Annotated in this window: 15 protein-coding genes; 10 read left to right on the top strand and 5 right to left on the bottom strand. The window is 53.6% G+C overall.

Annotated features, from left to right (window positions below):
- Window positions 1-116: 116 nt before the first annotated feature.
- The 5 genes from yacL (at window position 117) to HV477_RS09830 (ending at window position 4,685) form a co-directional block, all read left to right on the top strand.
- Complete coding sequence (yacL, locus tag HV477_RS09850) at window positions 117-479, top strand: protein YacL (RefSeq protein WP_079898675.1); 363 nt, start codon at window positions 117-119, stop codon at window positions 477-479.
- Window positions 480-713: 234 nt separating this feature from the next.
- Window positions 714-1,667: a 2-keto-3-deoxygluconate permease 1 gene (locus HV477_RS09845; protein ID WP_001022089.1), complete on the top strand. Its 954-nt coding sequence runs from the start codon at window positions 714-716 to the stop codon at window positions 1,665-1,667.
- Complete coding sequence (locus HV477_RS09840) at window positions 1,664-2,935, top strand: D-threonate kinase (RefSeq protein ID WP_000783302.1); 1,272 nt, start codon at window positions 1,664-1,666, stop codon at window positions 2,933-2,935. The genes HV477_RS09845 and HV477_RS09840 overlap by 4 nt, the downstream gene beginning before the upstream one ends.
- A complete protein-coding gene (locus HV477_RS09835; RefSeq protein WP_000448749.1) occupies window positions 2,925-3,908 on the top strand; it encodes a D-threonate 4-phosphate dehydrogenase in 984 nt (327 codons plus the stop codon). The genes HV477_RS09840 and HV477_RS09835 overlap by 11 nt, the downstream gene beginning before the upstream one ends.
- Window positions 3,909-3,917: 9 nt before the next feature.
- Window positions 3,918-4,685 (top strand): DeoR/GlpR family DNA-binding transcription regulator, encoded by a 768-nt coding sequence (locus HV477_RS09830; RefSeq protein WP_000678254.1) that lies wholly within the window; start codon window positions 3,918-3,920, stop codon window positions 4,683-4,685.
- A gap of 29 nt (window positions 4,686-4,714) precedes the next feature.
- Here the strand turns inward: HV477_RS09830 and speD are convergent, their stop codons facing one another.
- The 3 genes from speD to HV477_RS09815 form a co-directional block, all read right to left on the bottom strand.
- Window positions 4,715-5,509, bottom strand: a complete 795-nt coding sequence (speD, locus tag HV477_RS09825) for an adenosylmethionine decarboxylase (RefSeq protein WP_000734293.1) — start codon at window positions 5,507-5,509, stop codon at window positions 4,715-4,717.
- Between the two features lie 20 nt (window positions 5,510-5,529).
- Entirely contained in the window at window positions 5,530-6,390 is an 861-nt protein-coding gene (speE, locus tag HV477_RS09820; protein WP_079898673.1) for a polyamine aminopropyltransferase, read from the bottom strand.
- A 106-nt stretch (window positions 6,391-6,496) separates the two neighbouring features.
- Window positions 6,497-6,844 (bottom strand): YacC family pilotin-like protein, encoded by a 348-nt coding sequence (locus HV477_RS09815; protein WP_000846613.1) that lies wholly within the window; start codon window positions 6,842-6,844, stop codon window positions 6,497-6,499.
- Window positions 6,845-7,045: 201 nt separating this feature from the next.
- Between HV477_RS09815 and cueO the strand changes: the two genes are divergently transcribed.
- Window positions 7,046-8,656 (top strand): multicopper oxidase CueO, encoded by a 1,611-nt coding sequence (gene cueO / locus HV477_RS09810; RefSeq protein WP_000946058.1) that lies wholly within the window; start codon window positions 7,046-7,048, stop codon window positions 8,654-8,656.
- A 77-nt stretch (window positions 8,657-8,733) separates the two neighbouring features.
- Here the strand turns inward: cueO and HV477_RS09805 are convergent, their stop codons facing one another.
- The gene (locus HV477_RS09805; protein ID WP_079898671.1) at window positions 8,734-11,124 is read right to left on the bottom strand and encodes a glucose/quinate/shikimate family membrane-bound PQQ-dependent dehydrogenase; all 2,391 of its coding nucleotides are present in this window, start codon (window positions 11,122-11,124) and stop codon (window positions 8,734-8,736) included.
- 205 nt (window positions 11,125-11,329) lie between these two features.
- Between HV477_RS09805 and hpt the strand changes: the two genes are divergently transcribed.
- Entirely contained in the window at window positions 11,330-11,866 is a 537-nt protein-coding gene (gene hpt / locus HV477_RS09800; protein WP_000683342.1) for a hypoxanthine phosphoribosyltransferase, read from the top strand.
- Between the two features lie 57 nt (window positions 11,867-11,923).
- Here hpt and can read toward each other — a convergent pair whose 3' ends face one another.
- Window positions 11,924-12,586, bottom strand: coding sequence for a carbonate dehydratase (can, locus tag HV477_RS09795; RefSeq protein WP_000651591.1), 663 nt, complete (start codon window positions 12,584-12,586; stop codon window positions 11,924-11,926).
- Window positions 12,587-12,694: 108 nt separating this feature from the next.
- Here can and HV477_RS09790 point away from each other — a divergent pair, with 108 nt between their 5' ends.
- From HV477_RS09790 to HV477_RS09780, 3 genes are all read left to right on the top strand, one after another.
- A complete protein-coding gene (locus tag HV477_RS09790; RefSeq protein WP_000150625.1) occupies window positions 12,695-13,621 on the top strand; it encodes an ABC transporter ATP-binding protein in 927 nt (308 codons plus the stop codon).
- Entirely contained in the window at window positions 13,618-14,388 is a 771-nt protein-coding gene (locus HV477_RS09785; RefSeq protein ID WP_000983418.1) for an ABC transporter permease, read from the top strand. Before HV477_RS09790 ends, HV477_RS09785 begins: the two co-directional genes overlap by 4 nt.
- A gap of 104 nt (window positions 14,389-14,492) precedes the next feature.
- A complete protein-coding gene (locus HV477_RS09780; protein WP_079898670.1) occupies window positions 14,493-14,933 on the top strand; it encodes a PTS sugar transporter subunit IIA in 441 nt (146 codons plus the stop codon).
- Window positions 14,934-14,935 lie beyond the last annotated feature (2 nt).

Genomic DNA, 14,935 nt, shown 5'->3' with positions numbered 1-14,935 from the left:
TTGGCATTTTTATTTTATCTTTTGTGCGCCCCGCTGTTTTTCTTTCACCGTGCTGCGATAATTACCTTAAGGCGCAATGCGGTATTGGCGCATTGCCAGGGCAGAGGAAAACAATTATGGATTACGAATTTCTGCGCGACGTTACCGGAGGGGTAAAAGTACGAATGTCGATGGGCCACGAGGTGGTCGGTCACTGGTTTAATGAAGAGGTTAAAGACAACCTCTCGCTACTGGATGAAGTAGAACAAGCCGCGCGTACGGTCAAAGGCAGCGAACGTTCCTGGCAACGAGCAGGGCATGAGTACACGATCTGGATGGACGGCGAAGAGGTGATGATTCGCGCCAATCAGCTGGATTTTTCCGGCGATGAGATGGAAGAGGGGATGAGTTATTACGATGAAGAGAGTTTCTCCCTGTGCGGCATGGAGGATTTTCTGCGGGTCGTCGCCGCGTATCGGGAATTCGTCAGTAAAGCCTGACACTCTCTTCGTTATTGCCCCGCAACGCCTGTCGACGGACAGTTGGGGGCGGTAGTGGAAACGAAATCACCACACATTCCAGCCGGGAGTATCCCGGCTTTTTTATTGCAGAATGATTTTTTGATTTTTATTAATCATTTTAAAACTGTGATCTGGCGCGTTTGTGATCTTAATTTGATTGAATATAATCGTTATGATTTTATTCAATCACAACAGGCAACAGGCGGTAAGACCATGAACATCAAAAAAGCAATAGAGCGCGTACCCGGCGGCATGATGGTCGTACCGCTCGTTATTGGCGCAGTCATTAACACCTTCGCCCCGCAGGCGCTTGAGATCGGCGGTTTTACCACCGCCTTATTTAAAAACGGCGCGGCGCCGCTAATTGGCGCTTTTCTGCTGTGTATGGGAGCCGGTATCAGTGTGAAAGCTGCGCCCCAGGCGTTATTGCAGGGCGGGACGATTACGCTCACCAAGTTGCTTGTCGCCATCGGCATTGGCCTGGGCGTGGAGCATCTTTTCGGCGCGGAGGGTATTTTTGGCCTGAGCGGCGTGGCGATTATCGCGGCGATGAGCAATTCGAATGGCGGACTTTATGCTGCGCTGGTAGGCGAATTCGGCAATGAGCGCGACGTCGGCGCTATCTCTATTTTGTCTCTTAATGATGGCCCTTTCTTTACGATGATTGCGCTGGGCGCGGCAGGGATGGCGAACATTCCCATTATGGCGCTGGTGGCGGTGCTGGTTCCGCTGGTTGTCGGCATGATCCTCGGCAATCTTGATCCTCATATGCGCGATTTTTTGACCAAAGGCGGCCCGCTGCTCATTCCTTTCTTTGCTTTTGCGCTGGGGGCGGGCATCAACCTGGAAATGTTACTGCAAGGCGGACTTGCCGGAATTCTGCTCGGCGTGCTGACAACGTTCGTTGGCGGTTTTTTTAATATTCGCGCAGATCGTCTGGTTGGCGGAACTGGCATTGCCGGGGCGGCGGCCTCCAGCACCGCGGGTAATGCCGTTGCGACGCCGCTGGCTATTGCGCAGGCCGACCCTTCGCTCGCCGAGGTGGCCGCTGCTGCCGCTCCGCTGATTGCCGCCTCGGTGATCACCACGGCAATCCTGACGCCAGTGTTGACCTCCTGGGTTGCGAAAAAACAGGCGCGTCAGGCTTCTTTGGAGAAAAACGCATGAAAATGATGGTTATCGCCGATGATTTTACCGGATCGAATGATACCGGCGTCCAGTTGGCGAAGAAGGGGGCGAGAACGGAAGTTATGTTGAGCGCGTCGCAAAAACCGTCCCGCCGCGCCGATGTGTTAGTCATTAACACCGAAAGCCGGGCGATGCCCGCAGATCAGGCGGCATCTGCCGTTTATGCCGCGCTTTCCCCGTGGTGTGAGACATCGCCAGCGCCGCTGGTGTACAAAAAAATCGACTCCACATTTCGCGGCAATATCGGCGCCGAAGTGACGGCGGCCATGCGCGCCAGTCAGCGAAAACTGGCCGTTATCGCCGCCGCGATCCCTGCGGCCGGACGCACGACGCTTGAAGGAAAATGTCTGGTTAATGGCGTCCCGCTACTGGAAACCGAATTTGCCAGCGATCCGAAAACGCCCATTGTCTCTTCCCGTATTGCCGAGATAGTGGCGTTGCAAAGTGAGATCCCTGTGTATGAAGTCTTTTTGCAGGATGTCCGACGCGGCGGGTTAAGCGCCTTACTTACGGCTTATGCGGCTGAGGGCGAAGGGATTATCGTCGTGGATGCGGTGGAAGAGCGGGACCTGACGTTGATTGCGCAAGCGGCGTGTGAACAACCGTCGATGCCGCTGCTCGTCGGCGCAGCGGGTCTGGCGAATGCGTTGCCGGTTGAACTTTTTATGCAAGACCGGCAGCGGCTGCCGGTGCTGGTGGTGGCCGGTTCGATGAGCGAAGCCACGCGACGTCAGGTGGATAATGCGCTGTGCCGGGGACGTGCGGAGGTCGTGGATATCGATGCCGCGCGCATGGTGTCGGATAGCGCGGAACAGGAAATCGCGTCTGTCGTAGAGCAGGCCTGCGCGCTGTTAAGTCAGCATCGACATACGATTTTACGCACCAGCCGTCGCGCAGAAGATCGACAGTTAATCGACGCGTTGTGCGAAAAATCCGCGATGAGCCGTCAGCAATTGGGCGAGCGACTGAGCCAGCGGCTTGGCGTCGTCACGTTAAACATTATCGAGCAGGCGCGGATTGGCGGGCTGTTTCTGACCGGCGGCGATATCGCTACCGCCGTCGCCGGCGCGCTTGGCGCTGAAGGTTATCGCATTCAGAGCGAGGTGGCGCCCTGTATTCCCTGTGGAACGTTTGTAAACAGCGAAATTGACGATCTGCCGGTCATTACCAAAGCGGGCGGATTCGGTTCAGACAGTACGTTGTGTGACGCGCTTTATTATATTGAGGAGATGTATTGTGGAGACTAAAACCGTTGCCATTACCATGGGCGATCCAGCGGGCATTGGGCCGGAAATTATTGTTAAAGCGCTAAGCGAAGACGGTCTCAACGGCGCGCCGCTGGTGGTTATTGGATGCCTCGCAACGTTGAAACGTTTACAGGCGAAGGGCATCACGCCGAACGTCGAGTTACGGGCCATTGAACGGGTCGCCGAAGCGCGTTTTGCGCCCGGCATCATTCATGTGATTGATGAGCCGCTGGCGCAGCCGGAGGCGCTGGAGGCCGGGAAAGTTCAGGCGCAGGCGGGGGATTTAGCGTATCGCTGCGTGAAGCGCGCCACCGAGTTAGCGTTACGGGGCGACGTACAGGCTATCGCTACCGCGCCGCTGAATAAAGAGGCGCTGCACCTGGCGGGGCACAACTATCCGGGCCATACCGAGCTGCTCGCGACCCTGACCCATAGCCGCGATTACGCGATGGTACTTTACACCGATAAACTAAAAGTGATTCACGTTTCAACGCATATCGCGCTGCGTAAATTCCTTGATACGTTAAGTACCACGCGTGTCGAAACGGTGATTGGTATTGCTGATACTTTCCTCAAGCGTGTGGGTTACGTTAAACCGCGTATCGCCGTGGCAGGCGTGAATCCTCATGCGGGCGAGAATGGCCTGTTTGGCGATGAAGAGACGCGTATCCTGACGCCAGCCATTACCGATGCCCGCGCAAAAGGTATGGACGTTTATGGGCCGTGCCCGCCGGATACTGTATTTCTCCAGGCTTATGAGGGGCAGTATGATATGGTGGTGGCGATGTATCATGACCAGGGGCATATCCCGTTGAAATTGCTTGGCTTTTATGATGGCGTGAATATCACCGCGGGGCTGCCGTTTATTCGGACCTCTGCCGATCATGGCACCGCATTTGATATCGCCTGGACGGGAAAAGCAAAATCTGAGAGCATGGCCGTATCGATCAAACTGGCAATGCAACTGGCATAATTCCCTGTTATGAAAGGACAACACCGTCTGGATCTCATTGTGGCGTATCTGAAAAACCATACGCTGGTTACGGTAGAACAGCTGGTTGAGGCGGTTGACGCATCGCCAGCCACTATCCGTCGCGATTTGATCAAGCTGGATGAGCAGGGCGTGATCAGCCGTAGTCATGGCGGCGTGGCGCTGCGGCGTTTTGAACCCGCCCAGCCCACCACCAATGAAAAACAACTGCGATCGCCCGCTGAAAAACGGGCGATCGCACGCGTTGCCGCATCGCTGGTCAATGCTGGCGATGCCGTCGTGCTGGATGCCGGTACGACAATGATGGAGCTGGCGAAATGCTTAACCCATCTTCCGCTGCGGGTCATCACCGTCGATCTGCATATTGCGCTGTTTTTAGCTGAGTTCCGGCAAATTGAAGTGACGATTGTCGGCGGTCGTATCGATGACAGCAGTCAGTCCTGTATCGGTGAGCATGGGCGCAAGCTGTTGCGCAGCGTTTACCCGAACATCGCGTTTATGAGCTGTAATTCATGGGGGGTAAAAACGGGCGTGACGACCCCAACGGAAGATAAAGCCGGGCTTAAACAGGAGATTATTGCTAATGCGCAGCGCAAAGTGTTGCTGGCGGACAGCAGTAAGTATGGCGCGCATTCGCTCTTTAATGTGGTGCCGCTTGAGCGCTTTAATGACGTGATTACCGACGTCAATCTGCCGCCGTCAGCGCAGGTTGAACTGAAAGGGCGCGCTTTTGCGCTAACGCTGGTGCAGCCGGAGTGACAGCGCCGTCAGGCGCTGCCAGTGGTGAATCAGACCGCAGAAATATTGCGGCCGTAGTAAATCTCGCGCATCTCTTTCCACAGCGCGGCGGTGATCTCCTGGCGTTCGGTTTCAGTGAGATCTTCCGGTTTGGTGTGAAACATGTAGTGCTTAAGATCGAACTCTTTAAGCAGCATCTTGGTATGGAAAATATTTTCCTGATACACGTTTACATCCACCATGTCATACAGCGACTTCATATCTTCCGACATAAAATTCTGAATAGAATTAATCTCATGATCGATAAAGTGCTTCATACCGTTGACGTCGCGCGTAAAGCCGCGCACGCGGTAATCGATGGTGACAATATCGGACTCTAGCTGGTGGATCAGGTAATTGAGCGCTTTTAGCGGTGAAATCACCCCGCAGGTTGACACTTCGATGTCGGCGCGAAAGGTGCATAGCCCGCCTTCCGGATGGCTTTCCGGATAGGTATGCACACAGATATGGCTCTTATCGAGGTGCGCCACCACGGTTTCCGGCAGCGGGCCGGGATGTTCGGTTTGATCGATAAGTTTCGGGTCGACTGGCTCTTCGCTCACCAGAATCGTGACGCTGGCGCCCTGGGGTTCATAATCCTGACGGGCGATGTTCAGGATGTTCGCGCCGATAATGGAGCAGGTCTCCGACAGGATCTCGGTCAGTCGGTTGGCGTTATAGAGTTCATCGATATAGGCGATATAGCCATCGCGCTCTTCTGCGGTTTTGGCGTAGCAGATATCGTAAATACAAAAACTCAGGCTTTTCGTCAGATTGTTAAAGCCATGCAGTTTCAGCTTTTTCAATTTTTATCACCTCCTTAACGTCACTGTGCGGACAGTGCGTCATGTAGATATTGCGGTAGCGCAAATGCAGCGGCATGAATAGCCGGGTTGTAATAGCGACATTTAAGGCCGGCGGCATGAAAACGCGCCTGAATAATTTCGCTCGACAGGTGACGAAGAGCGCCGTTGTCCGTCGCCCAGGCGAAGGTCATAATGCCGCCGTAATAGGTCGGAATCGCCGCCTGGTAGAAGCCGACATCGCTGAAGTAATGACTCAGCTTGCGGTGGCTGTCGAGCGCTTCATCCTGTTGCAGGAAGCACACGCCGTTCTGGGCGACAAAAATGCCGCCCGGATTCAGGCAACGCTTACAGCCTTCATAAAAGGCGGAGGTAAACAGGCTTTCGCCGGGGCCTATCGGATCGGTACAGTCGGAAATGATCACATCAAAGGTCTGATGGGGCTGATTGACGAAATTCACGCCGTCGTCGATCACTAGCGTAAAGCGCGGATCGTCGTAGCTGCCGGCATTGTGGTTGGGTAAATACTGGCGGCAAAACGAGACTACGCCAGCGTCTATCTCTACCATGGTGATGGTTTCGACGTTTTTATGCCGGGTGACTTCACGTAGCATTGCGCCGTCGCCGCCGCCGATAATCAGAACGTGTTTCGCATGACCGTGCGCCAGCAGCGGGACGTGGGTCATCATTTCATGATAAATAAATTCGTCGCGTTCGGTGGTCTGTACCACGCCGTCCAGCGCCATCACGCGGCCAAAAGCGGCGTTTTCAAAGATGATTAAATCCTGGTGATCGGTTTTTTCATGATACAGAACGTTGTCTACGGCAAAGTACTGACCAAACTGGTCGTGTAGCGTTTCATGCCACATCGTATTTTCGGCCATTGGCTGATACCTCCATTGTTAACACCCGTAAAAAAAGGGCGCAACATCATAGCTAACAATGACCGTGGATGCACGGTCATTATTTCAGCAATAGGATCGCGGAGGATTATTTAACGTAGGCTAACAGGCTCAGAGAATCGCGGGCCAGAGCTTTGCATTTTTTAGCGACCGGAATACCGATGCCGCTAAGATCGCGGTAGCTGTCTTCGCCCAACGATTTCATATCGAAGGTGTCGTAGTTACTCAGGTCCCACTGATTTTGCTGGGCAAAAAAGACCAGCGCACGGCGAATCTGACTGTTGGGTAAATTTTGGTAACCACAGTCATTTTTCAGAAAAACGAAAACCGCCGTTAAATCGGCCATATCTTCAGCTTCGGATTCAGTAAGCGCATAGCTATTTGCGCATAAGGCCATCAGGCTGCCAAACAACACGGGTCTGAAAAACGTCTTCATTGCTTCTACCACGGCATCAGGGAAAGTCAACGTTAGCATACTGAGAACGTAGCGACGACTTTTATTATCAGGATTGGTCGCGGCGTTTTCATTCTTGTTGTATTGCTGTCAGGAACGGTAAAGACGTGTTGCTGGCTTGACCTTCCCGTTAGGGCAGGGTCTAAGCTTAGACACCCGCCTGTTCATTATAAGGAAATGATTATGTTACGCCGTGATTTCTTAAAATATTCAGTGGCGCTGGGGGTTGCATCAGCGCTGCCGCTGTGGAGCCGCGCCGCTTTTGCCGCCGAACGTCCCGCGTTGCCTATTCCTGACCTGTTAACGGCAGATGCGAGCAACCGTATGCAGTTAATTGTTAAAGCCGGACAGTCGACATTCGCCGGTAAGAACGCGACAACCTGGGGCTACAACGGTAATTTGCTGGGGCCAGCGGTACAGCTTCACAAAGGAAAAAGCGTGACCGTTGATATCCATAACCAACTGGCCGAAGACACGACGCTTCACTGGCATGGTCTGGAGATTCCAGGCATCGTCGACGGCGGTCCGCAGGGGATTATTCCCGCAGGCGGAACCCGCACGGTGACGTTTACGCCGCAGCAACGCGCCGCGACCTGCTGGATTCATCCGCACAAACACGGCAAAACCGGGCGCCAGGTGGCGATGGGCCTTGCCGGACTGGTGCTGATTGAAGATGACGAGATTCGCAAATTGCGCCTGCCGAAACAGTGGGGCATCGACGATGTGCCGGTAATCATTCAGGACAAACGCTTCTCCGCCGATGGCCAGATTGATTATCAACTGGATATTATGACCGCCGCCGTCGGCTGGTTTGGCGATACGCTGCTGACCAATGGCGCTATCTATCCGCAGCATTCCGCGCCGAAAGGCTGGCTACGTCTGCGCTTGCTAAATGGCTGTAATGCGCGTTCGCTGAATATCGCCGCCAGCGATAATCGCCCGCTTTATGTGATCGCCAGCGACGGCGGCCTGCTGGCGGAGCCGGTGAAAGTCACCGAACTGCCGTTATTAATGGGTGAGCGTTTTGAAGTGCTGGTGGATATCAGTGACGGGAAAGCCTTTGATCTGGTGACCCTGCCGGTCAGCCAGATGGGAATGGCGATCGCTCCGTTTGATAAACCGCATCCGGTGATGCGTATCCAGCCGTTGCGGATTACCGCCTCCGGTACGCTGCCGGATACGTTGACGACGATGCCGGCGCTGCCGTCGCTGGAAGGGCTGACGGTGCGCAACCTGAAACTGTCGATGGACCCGCGCCTTGATATGATGGGGATGCAAATGCTGATGAAGAAATATGGCGCTCAGGCGATGAGCGGCATGGATCATGACAGCATGAACGCGCATATGCAGGGCGGCAATATGGGGCATGGCGAGATGGATCATGGCAACATGGATCACAGTGGGATGAATCATGGCGCGATGGGCAATATGAATCACGGCGGAAAATTCGACTTCCATAACGCTAACTTTATCAACGGCCAGGTCTTCGATATGAACAAACCGATGTTCGCGGCGCAAAAAGGCCGACATGAACGTTGGGTGATTTCCGGCGTGGGTGACATGATGCTGCATCCTTTCCATATTCACGGCACGCAGTTCCGTATTTTGTCAGAGAATGGCAAAGCGCCAGCGGCGCACAGAACGGGCTGGAAGGATACGGTACGCGTTGAGGGCGGTATCAGCGAAGTGCTGGTCAAGTTCGATCACGACGCGCCGAAGGAACATGCCTATATGGCGCACTGTCATCTGTTAGAACATGAAGATACGGGAATGATGTTAGGATTTACGGTCTAATCGATGTCTGTGACGCAGGCCGGGTAAGGCGAAACCGCTACCCGGCACAATGCCCGGCATACGCCGGGCATTAATGGTTATTTCGCGTCGTCAGGCAAAGCATAGGCCACGATATAGTCGCCCATCTTCGTACCAAACGAACCGTGGCCTCCGGCAGAAACGACCACGTACTGCTTACCGTTTACCTCATAGGTCATCGGCGTTGCCTGGCCTCCGGCGGGTAAACGTCCCTGCCACAGTTTTTCCCCGTTGCTCATGTTATAAGCGCGCAGGTAGTTGTCGGCGGTCGCGGCAATGAACAGCACGTTACCGGCGGTTGAGATTGGCCCGCCGAGCATGGGCATCCCCATGTTGAACGGCACCGGAACCGGCATCGGGAACGGCATACTGTCGCGCGGCGTCCCTATACGTTTCTTCCACACGATTTCATTGGTCTTCAGATCCAACGCGGAAATGTAGCCCCAGGCCGGTTGTTTACACGGCAAACCAAACGGCGAAAGGAACGGATTCAGCGTGACGCCGAACGGTACGCCGTACTGCGGCTGAATACCCGCTTCTGTACCGGTACCTTTCGCGTCTTTCGGCGGTTCCATTGGATTACCCGGGCCGCGTGGGATCAGCTTCGAGACAAACGGCAGCGCCATCGGGTTAGCGATAGCGACCTGACGGTCTGGATCGACGGAAATACCGCCCCATTCAAACATCCCCAGGTTGCCAGGGAAGACCAATGTCCCCTGCTCGGATGGCGGGGTGAAGATACCTTCATAGCGCAACTGGTGGAACATAACGCGGCACACCAGTTGGTCGAACATGGTCGCGCCCCACATATCCGCGCCGGAGAGATCTTTTTTCGGGCGGAAGGTTAAATCAGAGAACGGCTGAGTTTTGGCGACATAATCGCCTTTTGCCGCGCCCTGCGGGACCGGTTTTTCCGGAGCGGGCACGACCAGCTCGCCATTACGTCTGTCCAGCACAAAGATATTACCGGTTTTCGCTGGCGCATAGATAACCGGAACGGTAGTACCGTCAACGGTAATATCCGCCAGCGTCGGCTGTGCCGGCAGGTCCATATCCCACAGATCGTGATGGACGGTCTGATAACTCCAGGCCAGTTTCCCGGTGGTGGCATTCAGCGCCAGGATGGAGCTGGCATAACGTTCCTGCTCCGGCGTGCGGTTACCGCCCCAGATATCCGGCGTGGTCACGCCCATCGGCAGATAGACCAGATCCAGTTTCGCATCATAGGCGGCAGGCGCCCAGGAGTTCGGCGAGTTAAAGGTAAAAGCGTGCTCATCGGCTGGAATCGCGTTCGGATCTTTCGCCCCAGGATCGAAGGCCCACAGTAGTTTACCGCTATTAACATCAAAACCACGGATAACGCCGGACGTTTCGCGGGTAGAGAAGTTATCCGTGACCGAACCGGCAATGACAATCGTTTTATCGGTGATAATCGGCGGCGACGTCGGTTCATACAGTCCCGGCGTGGTGTCCGGCATATTGGTTTGCAGATTCAGAACGCCTTTGTTGGCGAAGGTTTCACACAGCTTGCCGGTTTCGGCATTCACCGCGAAAAGGCGACCGTCGTTGACCGGAAGGATAATGCGGCGCGGACAGTCGGCGATGACCTCCGGCGAGGCGGTATCCGTTTTGGCCTCATGATAAGAGACGCCGCGGCAGGTCACATGCTGGAAAGACGAATCGGTCTTCAACTGAGGATCAAAATGCCACTTCTCTTTACCGCTGGCGGCGTCCAGCGCGAACAGACGCTGGTGAGCTGTACACAGATAAAGCGTATCGCCGACTTTAATCGGGGTTACTTCGTTGGTGATTTCACCCGGATCGTTGGGTTGTTTCAGATCGCCGGTGCGGAAGACCCACGCTTCTTTCAGTTGGTGAACGTTATCCGCAGTGATCTGTTTCAGCGGCGAATAGCGTTGGCCTTCCTGATTACGTCCATAGGCCGGCCAGTCTTCGTCGGCGATCGACGAACTTGTTGCGGTGGGCGTGGCGTCGGCGCGAAGCGTACCGTTGATCTCCTGCGGGTCGTTGAAGCCGGCCCAGGTCAGAATGCCGCCGCTAATCAGCAGCGCCACGACCAGCGCCGCCACTGCGCCACTGGAAGGAACCACCAGCCGATGCCAGACAAACGGTAATATTAGCCAGATGCCGAAAAACACCAGGATATCGCTACGCGGCGTGAGCGCCCAGAAGTCGAACCCGACTTCCCACACGCCCCAAATCATTGTCGCCAGCAGCAGGGCGGCATACAGCCACAGCGCGGCACGTTTACTGCGCCATAGCAATCCGGCCACAACCAGCATCACGAGGCCCGCGATGGGGTAGTACCAGGAACCGCCAATAGCAACCAGCCAGACACCTCCGATAAGAAGATACAGCCCACAAAGTGCTGCAAAGAGGGCCGTCAGCGTCACGAGTAATCGTGGCGATCGTGCGTTATTTTCTGCCATAAAAAGACACCATCCCAAATTGTTAATTTTTTAGTAGCAATTAAGTATAGGAATTAACATGTGTGATCGTCATCACAAAATGAGCTTTCTTATCAAATGCCGCGAATGAATACGTTTGCTGTTATACTGCGTGCCTTGCGCGTCAATGCGGCGTTATTAGTCACCGGCATTGAGTGATTTGTTTTTAAATCATATGGTTATAAATATGAAACATACTGTTGAAGTCATGATCCCCGAAGCGGAGATCAAAGCACGTATTGCCGAGCTGGGTCGTCAGATTACCGAACGTTATAAAGACAGCGGCAGTGAAATGGTGCTGGTAGGTCTGTTGCGTGGCTCATTTATGTTTATGGCGGACCTGTGCCGTGAAGTTCAGGTTCCTCATGAAGTCGATTTTATGACCGCCTCCAGTTATGGTAGCGGCATGTCCACCACCCGCGACGTGAAAATCCTCAAAGATCTGGATGAGGATATTCGTGGTAAAGACGTGCTGATTGTCGAAGACATTATTGATTCCGGTAATACGCTGTCGAAGGTCCGTGAAATCCTGGGCCTGCGCGAGCCGAAATCGCTGGCGATTTGTACGCTGCTGGATAAACCTTCTCGCCGCGAAGTGGACGTGCCGGTTGAGTTCGTTGGCTTTTCGATTCCGGACGAATTTGTAGTCGGTTACGGTATCGACTACGCTCAGCGTTATCGCCATCTACCGTATGTTGGTAAAGTGGTGCTGCTGGACGAGTAAGCGCAGAAATGCCGGATGGCGTCGCTAAAGCGACTTATCCGGCCTATAGCTAATGGCTTATTGGTGGGGAATGTATTTCAGACTTAGGGCGGAAATACCCTTATGATAGCCGTTCTCCAGCGTTTCTCTGTTGGTGGCGGTGACGTCAAGATCGCGCAGCAGGCCATCATTGATACTGTACGCCCAGCCGTGAATGGTCACATTCTGCCCGCGTTTCCACGCTGACTGCATAATGGTGGAATGCCCCAGGTTATAGACCTGCTCCATGACGTTCAATTCATAGAGCGCGTCCAGACGTTGCTCTTCGGGCATTTTTCCCAACAGCGAGCTATGTTTAAGCCAGATGTCGCGGATATGCAGCAGCCAGTTATTAATCAAGCCCAGCTCAGGGTTTTCTACCGCAGCCTTGATACCGCCGCAACCGGAGTGGCCGCAAATGATAATATGCTCAACTTCCAGAACATCTACCGCATACTGAACCACGGAGAGACAGTTCAGATCGGTGTGAATAACCAGGTTAGCCACATTACGGTGAACAAACAATTCGCCCGGTTCAAGCCCGGTTAAACGCTCTGCGGGAACGCGGCTGTCGGAACATCCAATCCATAGAAAGCGCGGTTTTTGCGCTTGCGCCAGTTTCTCAAAAAATCCGGGGTCCTCTTCCACCAGCATTTTTGACCATAGTGCATTGTTGCTGATGAGTGTATCTATGTCTTTCATGGAAGTTAACGACCTGTAACCAAATAAGTGCGTTGGGCTAATATAGGGCAACTCCGTAATTATTTAAACCATATATAAAGTGTAAGAACGTAAAGTAAGTGAGAATTTATGACCATTGCGCTGGAACTTCAACAACTTAAAAAAACCTATCCCGGCGGCGTTCAGGCGCTGCGCGGCATAGATTTGCAGGTCGAAGCGGGGGATTTTTACGCGCTTCTGGGGCCAAATGGAGCAGGGAAATCGACCACCATCGGTATTATCAGCTCATTGGTTAATAAAACGTCCGGGCGCGTTAACGTTTTTGGTTACGACCTGGAAAAAGACGTGGTTAACGCCAAGCGACAGCTTGGACTGGTGCCACAGGAGTTTAACTTTAACCCGTTTGAAACGGTGCAACAGATCGTAGTGAATCAGGCCGGTTATTACGGCGTGGAACATAAAGAGGCAGTTTTACGTAGCGAAAAGTATTTAAAACAGCTCGATCTGTGGGAAAAACGTAATGAACGCGCGCGGATGCTGTCCGGTGGGATGAAACGCCGCCTGATGATCGCCCGCGCGCTGATGCATGAGCCTAAGCTATTGATTCTCGATGAGCCGACGGCGGGCGTCGATATCGAATTGCGTCGCTCAATGTGGGGGTTCCTGAAAGACTTAAACGCCAAAGGCACCACCATTATTCTCACCACCCACTATCTGGAAGAGGCGGAAATGCTGTGCCGCAATATCGGTATTATTCAGCACGGCGAACTGGTGGAAAATACTTCCATGAAAAATCTGCTTTCAAAGCTGAAATCGGAGACGTTTATTCTGGATTTAGCGCCCAAAAGCCCGCTACCTAAGCTTACGGGTTATCAATATCGTCTGGTGGATACCTCGACTCTGGAGGTGGAAGTGTTACGCGAGCAGGGGGTTAACAGTGTCTTTAGCCAACTGAGCGAGCAGGGGGTTCAGGTATTAAGTATGCGTAATAAAGCCAACCGTCTGGAAGAACTGTTTGTGTCGCTGGTGCATGAAAAACAAGGAGATCGCGCATGATGCAGCTTTACTGGGTTGCCCTTAAAAGCATCTGGGCGAAAGAGATCCACCGCTTTATGCGGATCTGGGTGCAAACGCTGGTGCCGCCTGTCATCACCATGACGCTCTATTTTATTATTTTCGGTAACCTGATCGGTTCGCGCATCGGCGAAATGCATGGCTTTAGCTATATGCAATTTATTGTGCCGGGCCTGATTATGATGGCGGTCATTACTAACTCCTACGCCAATGTGGCCTCCTCGTTCTTTAGCGCCAAGTTTCAGCGCAATATTGAGGAACTGCTGGTCGCGCCGGTGCCAACGCACGTGATCATCGCCGGATTTGTCGGCGGCGGCGTGGCGCGCGGGCTGTGCGTGGGGATTCTGGTGACGGCGATTTCGCTCTTTTTCGTGCCTTTCCAGGTGCATTCCTGGGTATTTGTCGCGCTAACGCTGATTCTGACCGCGATTCTGTTCTCGCTGGCCGGACTGCTGAACGCCGTGTTTGCGAAAACCTTTGACGATATCAGTCTGATCCCGACCTTTGTGCTGACGCCGCTGACCTACCTCGGCGGGGTATTTTACTCGCTGACGCTGCTGCCGCCGTTCTGGCAAGGGTTGTCGCACCTGAACCCGATCGTCTACATGATCAGCGGTTTCCGTTATGGTTTTCTGGGTATCCATGATGTGCCGCTGGTGACGACGTTTGGCGTACTGGTGATCTTTATCGCTGCTTTCTATCTGCTGTGTTGGTCGCTGATCCAGCGCGGACGCGGTTTGCGTAGCTGATACGATTCTCCTCTTCTCCTGGAGGGAAGAGGAGACTTTTGACGGCTGTCATCATTCCTGATTGGTAACCCTGATAAACTACTTGCCTGCTAAGGAGGTAGGCTATGTTAGGTTGGGTGATTACCTGCCATGACGATCGTGCACAGGATATGCTTGATCGCCTGGAGAGAAAAAATGGTCCGCTGGCGCAATGCCGGGCGGTCAATTTTTGGCGCGGTCTGAGCTCAAACATGCTGAGCCGCATGATGTGTGATGCCCTCCATGCCACCGATTCTGGTGAAGGCGTGATATTTTTAACCGACATTTCCGGCGCGGCGCCTTATCGTGTAGCGTCGCTGATGAGCCATAAACATCCTCAATGTGAAGTTATTTCAGGCATTAGCTATTCATTGATGGAGGAAATGATTCCTTTGCGAGAATCGATGAGCAGTTCAGCATTTCGTGACCAGATTGTCGCGCTTGGCGCGCCGGATGTCACCAGTCTCTGGCATCAGCAGCAGAAAAATCCGCCTTTTGTATTGCTGCATGATTTGTATGAGTTTTGATC

Source organism: Salmonella sp. SG203 (assembly GCF_013350575.1).
Lineage (GTDB): Bacteria > Pseudomonadota > Gammaproteobacteria > Enterobacterales > Enterobacteriaceae > Salmonella > Salmonella enterica.
The sequence above is the reverse complement of the archived record's forward strand: the minus strand, read 5'-3'. Positions and strand labels throughout refer to the sequence as shown.

Excerpts from the sequence above, each read along its gene's own strand:
- yacL (WP_079898675.1), top strand. The coding sequence starts at position 117 with ATGGATTACGAATTTCTGCGCGACGTTACCGGAGGGGTAAAAGTACGA.
- HV477_RS09845 (WP_001022089.1), top strand. The coding sequence starts at position 714 with ATGAACATCAAAAAAGCAATAGAGCGCGTACCCGGCGGCATGATGGTC.
- HV477_RS09840 (WP_000783302.1), top strand. The coding sequence starts at position 1,664 with ATGAAAATGATGGTTATCGCCGATGATTTTACCGGATCGAATGATACC.
- HV477_RS09830 (WP_000678254.1), top strand. The coding sequence starts at position 3,918 with ATGAAAGGACAACACCGTCTGGATCTCATTGTGGCGTATCTGAAAAAC.
- speE (WP_079898673.1), bottom strand. The coding sequence starts at position 6,390 with ATGGCCGAAAATACGATGTGGCATGAAACGCTACACGACCAGTTTGGT.
- HV477_RS09815 (WP_000846613.1), bottom strand. The coding sequence starts at position 6,844 with ATGAAGACGTTTTTCAGACCCGTGTTGTTTGGCAGCCTGATGGCCTTA.
- cueO (WP_000946058.1), top strand. The coding sequence starts at position 7,046 with ATGTTACGCCGTGATTTCTTAAAATATTCAGTGGCGCTGGGGGTTGCA.
- HV477_RS09805 (WP_079898671.1), bottom strand. The coding sequence starts at position 11,124 with ATGGCAGAAAATAACGCACGATCGCCACGATTACTCGTGACGCTGACG.
- hpt (WP_000683342.1), top strand. The coding sequence starts at position 11,330 with ATGAAACATACTGTTGAAGTCATGATCCCCGAAGCGGAGATCAAAGCA.
- can (WP_000651591.1), bottom strand. The coding sequence starts at position 12,586 with ATGAAAGACATAGATACACTCATCAGCAACAATGCACTATGGTCAAAA.
- HV477_RS09790 (WP_000150625.1), top strand. The coding sequence starts at position 12,695 with ATGACCATTGCGCTGGAACTTCAACAACTTAAAAAAACCTATCCCGGC.
- HV477_RS09785 (WP_000983418.1), top strand. The coding sequence starts at position 13,618 with ATGATGCAGCTTTACTGGGTTGCCCTTAAAAGCATCTGGGCGAAAGAG.
- HV477_RS09780 (WP_079898670.1), top strand. The coding sequence starts at position 14,493 with ATGTTAGGTTGGGTGATTACCTGCCATGACGATCGTGCACAGGATATG.